This window comes from Nakamurella deserti (assembly GCF_003260015.1).
GTDB classification, from domain to species: domain Bacteria; phylum Actinomycetota; class Actinomycetes; order Mycobacteriales; family Nakamurellaceae; genus Nakamurella; species Nakamurella deserti.
In genome coordinates this window covers 405,330-416,959 of sequence record NZ_QCXS01000002.1, presented here as the reverse complement: position 1 = coordinate 416,959, position 11,630 = coordinate 405,330, and the positions used below count along the sequence as shown (strand labels likewise).

The 11,630-nt window shown below is 69.3% G+C and carries 12 protein-coding genes; 6 read left to right on the top strand and 6 right to left on the bottom strand.

Features of this window, described 5'->3' with window-relative positions; genetic code table 11:
* Positions 1–25: 25 nt before the first annotated feature.
* A complete protein-coding gene (locus DB033_RS02085) occupies positions 26–361 on the bottom strand; it encodes a hypothetical protein (RefSeq protein WP_420814041.1) in 336 nt (111 codons plus the stop codon).
* 143 nt (positions 362–504) lie between these two features.
* Between DB033_RS02085 and ctaE the strand changes: the two genes are divergently transcribed.
* From ctaE to qcrB, 4 genes are all read left to right on the top strand, one after another.
* Entirely contained in the window at positions 505–1,110 is a 606-nt protein-coding gene (gene ctaE / locus DB033_RS02080; protein WP_240615689.1) for an aa3-type cytochrome oxidase subunit III, read from the top strand.
* Between the two features lie 137 nt (positions 1,111–1,247).
* Positions 1,248–2,078, top strand: a complete 831-nt coding sequence (gene qcrC / locus DB033_RS02075; RefSeq protein ID WP_111765239.1) for a cytochrome bc1 complex diheme cytochrome c subunit — start codon at positions 1,248–1,250, stop codon at positions 2,076–2,078.
* On the top strand, positions 2,075–3,184 hold the full coding sequence (gene qcrA, locus DB033_RS02070; protein WP_240615688.1) for a cytochrome bc1 complex Rieske iron-sulfur subunit: 1,110 nt from the start codon (positions 2,075–2,077) through the stop codon (positions 3,182–3,184). Before qcrC ends, qcrA begins: the two co-directional genes overlap by 4 nt.
* Entirely contained in the window at positions 3,181–4,821 is a 1,641-nt protein-coding gene (gene qcrB, locus DB033_RS02065; protein ID WP_111765238.1) for a cytochrome bc1 complex cytochrome b subunit, read from the top strand. Before qcrA ends, qcrB begins: the two co-directional genes overlap by 4 nt.
* A 123-nt stretch (positions 4,822–4,944) precedes the next feature.
* On the opposite strand, the gene DB033_RS02060 is transcribed toward qcrB, so the two are convergent.
* The 3 genes from DB033_RS02060 to ctaC form a co-directional block, all read right to left on the bottom strand.
* Positions 4,945–5,844, bottom strand: coding sequence for a GNAT family N-acetyltransferase (locus DB033_RS02060; RefSeq protein ID WP_170315462.1), 900 nt, complete (start codon positions 5,842–5,844; stop codon positions 4,945–4,947).
* Between the two features lie 61 nt (positions 5,845–5,905).
* Positions 5,906–6,313 (bottom strand): cytochrome c oxidase subunit 4, encoded by a 408-nt coding sequence (locus tag DB033_RS02055; RefSeq protein ID WP_111765236.1) that lies wholly within the window; start codon positions 6,311–6,313, stop codon positions 5,906–5,908.
* A gap of 2 nt (positions 6,314–6,315) precedes the next feature.
* Positions 6,316–7,251 carry an aa3-type cytochrome oxidase subunit II gene (ctaC, locus tag DB033_RS02050; protein ID WP_111765235.1) on the bottom strand — a complete coding sequence of 312 codons (936 nt, stop codon included), beginning with the start codon at positions 7,249–7,251 and terminating at the stop codon, positions 6,316–6,318.
* Positions 7,252–7,364: 113 nt separating this feature from the next.
* Here ctaC and asnB point away from each other — a divergent pair, with 113 nt between their 5' ends.
* Positions 7,365–9,287: an asparagine synthase (glutamine-hydrolyzing) gene (gene asnB / locus DB033_RS02045; protein ID WP_111765234.1), complete on the top strand. Its 1,923-nt coding sequence runs from the start codon at positions 7,365–7,367 to the stop codon at positions 9,285–9,287.
* Between the two features lie 12 nt (positions 9,288–9,299).
* Here the strand turns inward: asnB and DB033_RS02040 are convergent, their stop codons facing one another.
* Together DB033_RS02040 and DB033_RS02035 are read right to left on the bottom strand one after the other, a co-directional pair.
* A complete protein-coding gene (locus tag DB033_RS02040; RefSeq protein WP_111765233.1) occupies positions 9,300–10,307 on the bottom strand; it encodes a carbohydrate kinase family protein in 1,008 nt (335 codons plus the stop codon).
* 133 nt (positions 10,308–10,440) lie between these two features.
* Complete coding sequence (locus tag DB033_RS02035; RefSeq protein WP_111765232.1) at positions 10,441–10,821, bottom strand: HesB/IscA family protein; 381 nt, start codon at positions 10,819–10,821, stop codon at positions 10,441–10,443.
* 157 nt (positions 10,822–10,978) lie between these two features.
* Here DB033_RS02035 and DB033_RS02030 point away from each other — a divergent pair, with 157 nt between their 5' ends.
* Positions 10,979–11,608: a DUF3043 domain-containing protein gene (locus tag DB033_RS02030; RefSeq protein WP_111767162.1), complete on the top strand. Its 630-nt coding sequence runs from the start codon at positions 10,979–10,981 to the stop codon at positions 11,606–11,608.
* The last annotated feature ends 22 nt before the right edge of the window (positions 11,609–11,630 follow it).

The following is an 11,630-nucleotide window of genomic DNA, read 5'->3' as shown; positions in this document are numbered from 1 at the left end:
CTCAGCGGTGCGGGTGTGGGACCCGTCACCGGACGGGGAGGGCGCGCAGCACCTTGGCGACGGTCTCGGCGGCGGTGACCGGGTCGAGCGGGTACACGAGCACCTCCTCGGCCTTGGACCAGGTGGCCAACCAGCGGTCGGCGGCGCGACGGACGGCCAGGATGACCGGCGGCGGATCGGCGGCCTCGTTGTGGATCTGCCGACAGATCCCCATCCCGCCGGTGGGCTGCGCCTCGCCGTCGAGGATGACCACGTCGGCCGCCCGGGAGTCGATGGCCATCAGCACCTCGGCGACACCCTCGCACTCCAGGAACGTGACCCTGGGCAGGTCAGCGGCCGGACGGCGGCCGATGGCGAACATCAGCTCCTCGCGCACTGCGGCACGGTGGCTGTAGACCAGAATCGTGGGACCGGACACACGAGCATCGTAGGGGAACGCTCGCGACGGGCGCCGCGCCGCCACCCGCGCGGGCATCTTCTGTTTTCTCGGTCCATAATCCATGTGTGACCACTGTGCAGACGCCGCCGCCCGGCAACCTGAGCTCCCGTATCCACACGCTGAACCGGCCGAACATGGTCAGCGTCGGCACGGTCGTCTGGCTCGCCAGCGAACTGATGTTCTTCGCCGGACTGTTCGGCATCTACTTCACCGCCAAGGCCACCTCCGAGGAATGGCCGCTGCACGAGCTCAACGTGGTGTACGCCACGGTGTTCACCACGATTCTGGTGGCCAGTTCGTTCACCTGCCAGCTCGGCGTGTTCGCCGCGGAGCAGGGCGACGTCATCAAGCTCCGGTTCTGGTACACGATCACCCTGATCATGGGCCTGGTCTTCGTGGGCGGACAGGCCTACGAGTACCTCCACCTCGTCACCGAGGAGGGCATGACGCTCTCCTCCGACGCCTACGGCACCGTCTTCTACCTGACGACCGGCTTCCACGGCCTGCACGTCATCGGCGGTCTGGTCGCGTTCCTGCTGCTGATCCAGCGAACCCGGCTGAGCAAGTTCACGCCCGCGCAGGCGACCTCGGCCATCGTCGTGTCCTACTACTGGCACTTCGTCGACGTCGTCTGGATCGCCCTGTTCGCGACGATCTATATCGTGAAGTAGTTCCCTCACGTGCTCGCCACATCGTCTTCCCACGGTGCATCCGCCGCCACCCTGATCCCGGTAGTGATCAAGGCAGTCGGCCGCACCACCGCTCCACCCGCACGACCCGCCGCAACGACTGCAGACGAGGTGTCCCCATGAAACGGCCAACGCTCCCCCCACGGGTGCGCATCCGCGCGCGCAGCAAGTCACACCGCCGCCTCCGCGGCGTGCTGACCCTGCTGATCGCGCTGGTCGGCTTCGGTTTCCTGTTCTCCGCCATCACCCCCGCGCCCAACCAGGCCGAAGCGGGCGCGGTCGACGAGACCCAGATCGCCGCCGGTGCGGCGCTCTACTCCAACTCCTGCATCACCTGCCACGGTGAGAACCTGCAGGGCGTCCCGGACCGCGGGCCGTCGCTGATCGGCGTCGGCCAGGCGGCCACCTACTTCCAGGTGTCCACCGGCCGGATGCCGCTCGCCGACAACTCCGCGCAGGCGCCCCGCAAGGAGCCGTTCTTCAACCCGCAGGAGGTCCAGGCGCTCGGGGCCTACATCCAGGCCAACGGCGGCGGCCCCGAGGTCCCCACCGCACCCGACGGCACCAGCGCCGAGCTCCGCGACAACGCGGCCGTCGCCAAGGGCGCCGAGCTCTACCGCCTGAACTGCGCGTCCTGCCACAACTTCACCGGCAAGGGCGGTGCGCTGTCGCAGGGCAAGTACGCACCCGACCTCGGTCCGGCCACCGACTCCCAGATCTACGCGGCGATGCTGCACGGCCCGGAGAACATGCCGAAGTTCTCCGACGGCCAGCTGACCCCGGACGAGAAGGTCGCGATCGTCACGTACGTGCAGAGCGCCAAGGCGTCGATGGATCCGGGCGGCTACGGCCTGGGTGGTTTCGGTCCGGTCTCGGAGGGCTTCTTCGCCTTCATCGTGGGCATGGGTCTCATCGTCGGTGTCATGTTGTGGATGGGAGCGCGCGCGTGAGCGGCGAGGTAGTGAACGGCGAGGTCTCCACCACGGACACCCCCACGCCGGAGCAGTTGGCGACCATGTCCCGGGACGAGCTGGCGCGCCTCGGCGCCCGGCTCGACGGGGTCGAGCTCGTCGAGTACGGCCCGCGCTACGTGCCGGGCAGCCCCGCCGACAAGAACGCCGAGCGGGCGGTGGCCAAGTGGTTCGTGCTGACCGCCGTGTTCGGCGTGCTCACCGCGGTCGTGTTCATCTGGTGGCCCCAGCAGTACAAGCCCTGGTACGACGCGGACCAGTGGGTCTACGCACTGTACAACCCGCTGCTCGGACTCAGCCTCGGACTGACCATCCTGTGCCTCGGCGTCGGGGTGGTCGGAATCGCGCGGCGCATCATGCCGCACGAGCTGGCCGTGCAGCAGCGCCATGACGGCCTCTCGGCCGAGCTGGACCGGCGCACGCTCGCCGGAGAGCTCACCGACGTCGGTGACAAGTCCGGCCTGATCAAGCGCCGCGGCATGCTCAAGGGCTCGCTGCTGTTGGCCGGTGGCGGTCTCACCGTCGCCGCGGCCGTCCCGGTGCTCGGCGGATTCGTGAAGAACCCGTGGGCCGAGGGCGACGAGTCGCAGCTGTGGGTCACCCCGTGGGCCCCGGCGGCCGACGGCACGAAGGTCCGCCTCGTCGGGCAGGACGGCACTCCCGTCCGGCCCAGTGACATGGCGGCCGGCGCGATGATGACCGTCTTCCCGGCCGTCCCGGGTGGCGCCAAGGCGTCCGACGCCCCGGTGATGCTGTTCCGGCTGCGGTCCAACGAGCCGGTCAAGGTCCGCGAGGGCCACGAGACGTACCGCTTCGGTGACTACTACGCCTACTCCAAGATCTGCACGCACGTCGGGTGCCCGGTCTCGCTCTACGAGCAGCAGACCGGCCGCATCCTGTGCCCGTGCCACCAGTCGCAGTTCGACGTGAACGACGGCGCCCGCCCGGTCTTCGGACCGGCCGGTCGGCCGCTCCCGCAGCTGCCGATCACCCTCGACGATGAGGGCTACTTCATCGCCGTCAGCGATTTCACCGAACCCGTGGGGCCCGGTTTCTGGGAGAACAAGGGGAGATACGAATCATGAGCCGACTCACGACAGCAACGGCACCGACCAAGCCGTCGCTGGTGGTGAAGCAGCTGGACGAGATGGACGTCCGTTACCACGGCGCCCGTCCGCTGCGGACCCAGATCTTCAACAAGGTCTTCCCCACCCACTGGTCGTTCCTGCTGGGTGAAGTCGCGATGTACAGCTTCGTCATCCTGCTGCTGTCCGGCGTCTGGCTCACCCTGTTCTTCGACGCCTCGATGACCGAGACCGTCTACCAGGGTGTCTACGACAAGCTGCGCGGCGTGCCGATGTCGGTCGCCTACGCGTCCTCGCTGGACATCTCGTTCGAGATCCGCGGCGGTCTGCTGATCCGGCAGATCCACCACTGGGCGGCGCTGCTGTTCCTGGCGTCGATGATGCTGCACATGATGCGGGTGTTCTTCACCGGCGCCTTCCGCAAGCCGCGCGAGGCAAACTGGGTCATCGGCGTGCTGCTGCTGGTGCTGGGCATGGCCGAGGGCTTCATGGGCTACTCGCTCCCCGACGACCTGCTGTCGGGCACCGGCCTCCGCGCCGTCTCCGCCTTCCTGCTGTCCATCCCGGTGATGGGTACCTGGATCCACTGGGCCGCGTTCGGCGGCGACTACCCGGGCGAGATCATCATCGGCCGGTTCTACAGCCTGCACATCCTGCTCATCCCCGGCATCATCCTGGCGTTGATCGCGGTGCACGTCGGCCTGGTCTGGTTCCAGAAGCACACCCAGTTCGCCGGCCCCCGCGCCACCGAGAACAACGTCGTCGGCGTCCGCGTCATGCCGGTGTTCGGTCTCAAGGCCACCGGCTTCTTCGCCATCGTCGCCGGCATCACCGTCGTCATGGCGGGTGTCTTCCAGATCAACCCGGTGTGGTTGCTGGGTCCGTACAACCCGTCGCAGGTGTCGGCCGGTGTGCAACCCGACTTCTACATGGGCTTCCTCGACGGCCTGGTGCGTATCTGGCCCGCCTGGGAGATCCACAACCTGTTCGGTCGCTACCAGATCCCCGCGGTGTTCTTCCCGGCGATCGTCGGGGCGACGGTGCTGCTCATCCTGGTGTCGGCGTACCCGTGGATCGAACGCAAGTTCACCAAGGACAACGCGCTGCACAACATCCTGCAGCGGCCGCGCGACGTGCCGGTCCGTACCGCCCTCGGGTCGGCGTTCATCGCCTTCTACGTGATGAACCTGATCATGGGCGGCAACGACATCATCGCGCTCAAGTTCGACATCTCGCTGAACGTGATGACCTGGATCGGCCGTATCGGCTCGTTCGTCGCGCCGATCATCACCTACATCGCGGTCTACCGGATCTGCCTCGGCCTGCAGCATGCCGACCGGGCGGTCCTGGAGCACGGTGTGGAGACCGGCATCATCAAGCGGCTCCCGCACGGTGAGTTCATCGAGGTGCACCAGAGCCTCGACGGTGTCGACAGCCACGGTCACCCGATCCCGCTGGAGTACCAGGGCGCGTCGGTGCCGAAGCGGATGAACCAGCTCGGCTCCGCGGGTCACGCCGTGAAGGGCGTGCTCCGGCCGAAGGACGACCGCGGTCATCTCGACTCCGGTCCGGATCTCGGAGGCGAGAACTCGCCGATCGCCGGCGCCAAGAGCGCGACGAAGACGCTGGATCGCTGACCCACCCGCTGTACCGGAACCGCCGCTCCCCCACCCGGGGGCGGCGGTTCCGTCGTTTCCGGACCGGTCGCGCGGTTCGGCGCCGCCGGGCCACGTCGTCCTGCGGTCAGGCGGCGGGAGGCGTCAGGACCCGGCCGTCGCGGTCATCCGCTTCGCCCACTGCACGAACTCGGCCTGCACCACCATGCCGACGTGCAGGTACAGGTCCAGCGCGCCGGTGCGGGAATCGGTGGACAGCATCGCGTCGCGGGCGCCGTGGTCCCGGGTCGCCGCGAAGCCCGCCGCCAGCAGCGCACGACCCAGCCCACGCCCCCGGTGGTCGCGTGCGACCGCCAGCTGCTCGATCCAGCCCTGGCCGTCGTCGGACAGCGCCAGGGCCGCCACGCCCCGGACAGCGCCCTCCGGGTCGGTCGCCAGCAGCAGCTGCCACGGCTGGAATCGCGGTCGGCCCAGGATCATCGCCGCCCAGTCGTCGTAGGTCACCGGCGGACGGTGCGGCCACTCGCCGAAGGCGTCCTCGACGGTGCGGTAGGCGGCCTGTTCGTCGCGACCCGGCAGGAACGCCCGGATCACCCAGCCGGCGGGCAGCGCCGGCTGGACGATCTGCGCGGTCGGGGGCAGGCGGAGAACCCAGGAGGTCCACCGGGGTGCGTAACCGCGGCTGCGGAGCAACTGGACGGCCCCGTGGTGCTGCGACGCGAGCGTCTGGCCGACGATGACCGACCCGTGCTCGACGGCGCGGCGCTCGAGCCAGCCCGCGAGGACCGAGCCGATCCCCAGGCCGCGGACCGCCGGCGCCACGACGGCCTCGGCGCGCTCGGGGGTGGACAGCTCCGCGAAGGCGACCAGCCGGCCCTGCCGATCAATCACGCCGACGGTGTCGGTGTCGAGACGGAAGCTCGGCCGCGCCCAGGTGCCCAGCAGGTCGGCGACGTCGAGGAACGCCTCCCCCAGCACCGCGATCTCGTCCGCCCGGACCAGTTCCACGACCGCTGCCGCGTCGTCCGGGGTCAGCGCACGCAACGAAAAACCCGCCGGCAGGGCCGGCGGGTTCGTCGAAGCGGGATGCACGGTGCGCGGTGGGTCAGTGGTCGGCCGGCGCCCGGTGGTATTCGAACAGCAGGCCGCAGATGCTCATGACCAGGAAGATGCCCGCGATGATCATCAGCCAGACCTGCAGGAACGCGGTGCCGACCGCGAACACGGCCGCCGATCCGGCGATGCAGATCGGCCAGTAGGAACCCGGGGAGAAGAACCCCAGCTCGCCCGCGCCGTCGGAGACCTCGGCGTCGATGTTGTCCTCGGGCCGGACCTGCTGCAGCCGCCGCGCGGAGAACCACAGGAACGAGCCGACGATCAGCGACAGGCCACCGGTGAGCGCGATACCGACGACACCGACCGGCTCGTCCGCGCCGGCGAAGATGCCGTAGATCAGGGCCGCCACGAAGAAGAAGACGGCGAGCCAGAGGAAGAGGCGGTATTCGACCTTCATCGTCAGTTCCCCCCGGCGATGATGTTATCCGCGGTGCGGCGGGTGTCGAACGTCTCGGTGGTGGTCGCCGTGGGCGCACACAGCTCACCGCAGTTCATCTCGGCCAGTGCCTCGGCGTTGGTGTAGCCACGGCCGGTGCCCGGGTTCACCGCCTGCCGCAGGTCGAGGTAGTCGTTGTAGAGCTGCTCGGGCATGGCCCTGACCTCGAAGTTCATCATCGAGTGGTACTGCCCGCAGAGCTCGGCGCAGCGGCCCACCATGGCGCCCTCGACGGTGATGGTGTTCTGGAACTTGTCGCCGTTGTCGACCTGGTTGGCTTCCGGCGACGGGAAGACGTCGCGCTTGAACAGGAAGTCCGGCACCCAGAAGGAGTGGATGACGTCACGTGACTGCAGCTCGTACTGGATGACCTTGTTGGTCGGCAGGATGAGCACCGGGATCTCGGAGCTGGAGCCGATCGTGTGCACGAGGCCGTCGGCGGTGCCGTCCGGGCTGACCGTGCCCTGGTAGGAGAAGTCCCAGTTCCACTTGAACGCGGTGACCTCGACGGTGACGTCGGGGTTGGCCTCCATCTTGAGGACCTTGTTCTCGGTGGTGACGGTGAAATAGAACAGGATCATCACCAGCACCATGGGGATCGCGGTGTAGACGATCTCCAAGGGCAGGTTCTCCTTGGTCTGCTTCGGGTAGAGCGGCGAGCCCTTCTTCTTCCGGTGCAGCGCGAAGGACCAGAACATCAGGCCCCAGACGCCGATACCGATGACCAGGGCCGCGATGAACGTCGCCGACCAGAAGTACTGCATGGCCGCGCCCTCGTCGGTGTGCCCCTCCGGCCAGCCGAAACGCGGCAGGTCCGCGAGTGAACACCCGCTCAGCAGCAGCGAGGCGCCCGCGAGCCCACCCACGAGGGTGAAACGCCGCAGTCGAGATCCAGCCACAGTCACACGCCTTTCATCGTTCCTAGGGCTTCAGGCTACTTCACACAGCGACTTCCCACGTGGCCGGGCGCGCGCGGCCGACGGTGCCGCCGGGATGCGCAAGACTCGACGGTATGTGCGGACTCATGGGGTATCTGTCCACCACCGGCGACGCCGCCTCGCGCGTCGACGCCGTCGCGGCCGGCATGCAGTGTGCGCGGCACCGCGGGCCCGACGAGGGCGGGACCTGGCAGGACCAGGACGTGGTGTTCGGATTCAACCGACTGTCGATCATCGACATCGAGCACGCCCACCAGCCCCTGCGTTGGGGGCCTCCGGAGGATCCGCAGCGCTACGCCCTGGTGTTCAACGGGGAGATCTACAACTACCTGGAGCTGCGTGCCGAGCTCACCCGGGAGTTCGGTGCGACGTTTCTCACGCACGGCGACGGTGAGGCCATCGTCGCCGGGTTCCACCACTGGGGCGCCGACGTCGTCGACCGGCTGCGCGGCATGTTCGCCTTCCTCATCTGGGACACCGCGACCCGGACGCTGTTCGGTGCCCGCGACCCGTTCGGCATCAAGCCGCTGTTCTACGCCGAGGTTCCCGGCGCCGGCTGGATCTTCTCCTCGGAGGCCAAGGGCGCGCGCGAGCTGACCGGTCCCGCCGTGGTCGACCCGACCGCCCTGCAGCACTACCTGGTGCTGCAGTACGTGCCCGAGCCCGCGACCATGGACACCGCCGTCCGCCGCGTCGAGTCCGGCACCCGCTTCACGGTCGCACCGGACGCGGGCCGCCCCGCGTTCCACCGCTACTTCCACCCGGTGTTCACCCCCGAGCCACGCGCCGCCACCGGGCCGTCCCGGCCGGCGCTGTACGCCGAGATCGCGGAGGTGCTCACCGACTCGGTGGCCAAGCACATGCGGGCCGACGTCACCGTCGGCGCGTTCCTGTCCGGTGGCATCGACTCGACGGCCATCGCCGCGCTGGCCAAGCGCAGCAACCCGGACCTGATCACCTTCACCACCGGCTTCCAGCGGCAGGGCTACTCCGAGGTGGACGTGGCCGCCGAGACCGCGGAGGCGTTGGGTGTGCGGCACGTGGTCCGGACGGTGTCGGCGCAGGCGCTGATGGACACCCTCCCGCTGATCGTCTGGTACCTCGACGACCCGGTCGCCGACCCGGCGCTGGTGCCGCTGTACTTCGTGGCGCGGGAGGCCCGCAAGCACGTGAAGGTGGTGCTGTCCGGCGAGGGCGCCGACGAGCTGTTCGGCGGCTACAACATCTACCGGGAGCCGCAGAGCCTGGCGCCGATCACCCGGCTGCCGGGAGCGCTGCGGCGTGGCCTGGGGGCGGTCGGCCGTACCCTGCCGGACGGTTTCCGCGGCAAGGACCTGCTGCGCCGCGGCGCCATCGACCTGCACGACCGCTACTACGGCAACGCCCGGATCTTCCGCGAGGAGCAGCTGGCCGGTCTGTTGAGGACCTACCGTCCGGACGTGTCGTTCCGCGACGTCACCGACCCGGTGTACGCCACCAGTGCGGGCTGGGACCCGATCTCGCGGATGCAGCACGTGGACCTGTTCACCTGGCTGCGCGGCGACATCCTCGTCAAGGCGGACAAGATGACCATGGCCAACTCGCTCGAGCTGCGGGTCCCGTTCCTGGACGTCGAGGTGTTCGACGTGGCCCGCAAGGTCGACTCCCACCTCAAGATCACCCGGGAGACCAGCAAGTTCGCGTTGCGCCGGGCGCTCACCGACATCGTCCCGCCGCACGTGCTCGACCGGCGCAAGCTGGGCTTCCCGGTGCCGATCCGGCACTACCTCGCCGACGAGGCCCACGACTGGGCGCGCGACATCATCGTGTCGTCGCAGGCCGAGGAGTTCCTGGACCGCACCGCGGCGCTCGCGCTGCTGGAGGCGCACAGGGCGGGGACGGCCGACCACTCACGCCGGATCTGGGCGATCCTGGTCTTCCTGCTGTGGCACGGCATCTTCGTGACCGGGGCGATCACCCCGGCGATCCCGGAGGAGCACTACCCGGTGACGCTCTGAGCGCCGCCGCACTCAGGCGCTGGGGACGAGCACCCCGAGGGCGGCCATGATCTCGGTCGCCGCCGGGGTGCCGTACGCGGCCTCCAGCCGGGGGTAGCTCAGGTCCCAGTCCAGGATCCACTCCTGGGTGCCGACGGTCTCCAGCACCAGGGTGGCGATCAGCGACCCGAGCTGCGCGGAGCGCTCCAGGTCCAGGCCGCGCTCGCGGCCGGCAAGGAAGCCCGCCCGGAAACCGTCGCCGACGCCGGTGGGGTCGACCTTGACGATCTCCGGCACGACGCCGACGGTGATGCTGGTGCCGTCGCGGTGCACGATCCGGACGCCGTCCTTGCCGTGCGTGGTCACCCGGCACTCGACGTGGGTCATGATCTCCTCGACCGACCAGCCGGTCCTGGCGGTCAGCAGCCCCAGCTCGTAGTCGTTGCTGAACAGCAGCGCGGCGCCGGTGATGAGCGTCGCCGCTTGCTCGCCGTCCATCCGGGCCAGCTGCTGGGAGGGGTCGGCGGCGAACGGGAAGCCGCGCTCACGGCACTCGCGGGCGTGCCGCAGCATGCCCTCGGGGTCGTCGGCACTGATCACGACGAGGTCGACCGGGTGCGCCGCCGCGATGGGCCCGATCTCCAGCTCCCGGGAGCGCGCCATCGCCCCGGCGTAGAAGGTGGCGATCTGGTTCATGTCGTCGTCGGTGGTGCACACGAAACGGGCGGTCTGGACGTCGGTGTAGGTGCCGACCCAGTCGCAGTCCACGCCGTGCCGGCGCAGCCAGGCCTCGTAGTCGGCGAAATCGGCGCCGACCGTGCCGAGCAGCACCGGCACGGTCCCGAGCAGGCCCATGCCGAACGTGATGTTCGCGGCACACCCGCCGCGGCGCACCACCAGGTCGTCGACCAGGAACGACAGCGACACCCGGTGCAGCTGGTCGGGCAGCAGCGAGTCGGTGAACCGGCCCGGATAGTGCATCAGATGATCGGTGGCGATCGAACCGGCCACGACAACGGTCACGGGGACCTCCACGAGCATCAGGGGGTGACGGCAGGACGAACAGCAGACGTCGGAAGTGTGTCACGCGGTCCGCGTCCGTCCACACGGCCCGCACACGCCGACGGCCCGCCGGGTGTCCCCGGCGGGCCGTCGGTGCAGCGTGTTCGGTCGATCAGTGGAACGAGTCCCCGCACGCGCAGGAGTTGCCGGCGTTCGGGTTGTCGATCGTGAAGCCCTGCTTCTCGATGGTGTCGACGAAGTCGATCGTCGCGCCGTCGAGGTACGGCTTGGACATCCGGTCGATGGCCAGGCCGACGGTGTCGAACTCCACCACGGCGTCGCCGTCGAGGGTCCGGTCGTCGAAGAACAGCTCGTAGCGCAGGCCGGAGCAGCCACCGGGCTGCACGGCGATGCGGAGCACCATCTCCGGGTTGCCCTCTCGCTCGAGCAGCGCACGGGCCTTGGCCGCGGCACTGGGGGTGAGGGTGGCACCGTGGGCGGCGACGGGTGCGGCGGTGTCGCCGACTGGCGCGACGGTCTCGGCGGTCGTCATGGGCATCCCCTTATCTGAGGTACTGCATCTGTGGTGGTGCTGTGGTCGTGCATGGGCACACCGTGGAGTGCAACGCAGGTATGCCCTTCGATGATGCCACGGATCGCCCGCCGTTCCGCGGAGTGTGTCCGATCCGCACGGCCATTAAGCTGTGCCGGTGAGCATCTTCAGCAAGAAGCCCGCGGTCACCACCCCCGCGGCGCCGGTCGAACCGACCGAGCCGGTGGTGGGCAAGGGCGCCCCGACGCCGAAGCGGCGCGAGAAGGTGCCGCACCGCGGCCCGGTCCCGCCGCCCCCCATGACCCAGCGCGAGGCGTTCAAGCGCGCGAAGACGGTCGGCGGCACGCCCATGACCAAGGAGGAGCGCAAGGCCGCGGCGGCCACCCGCCGCGAGCGGATGATGCGCGGCGACGACTCCGCCGTCCTCCCCCGCGACCGCGGCCCGGTCCGCCGCTACGTCCGCGACGTCGTCGACGCCCGCCGCAACATCAGCGGCCTGCTGCTGCCGGTGCTGATCCTCTCGTTCGTGCTGTCGACGCTGTCACCGGTGCTGCAGGTCTACGGCATGCTGCTGATGCTGGTGGTCATCCTCGCGGCGCTCGCCGACTCGATCGTGCTCGGTCGGCAGATCAGCCGCCGGGTGCAAGCGAAGTTCCCCAAGGGTGACCCGACGGGCATCTCGACCAAGGGGTCCGCGCTGGGCTACTACGCCTTCAACCGCGCCATGCTGCCGCGCCGCTTCCGGGCTCCGCGGGCGCGTCTGCGGCCGGGCGACGTCGTCGACTGACCGCCTCGCACACACCCCACCC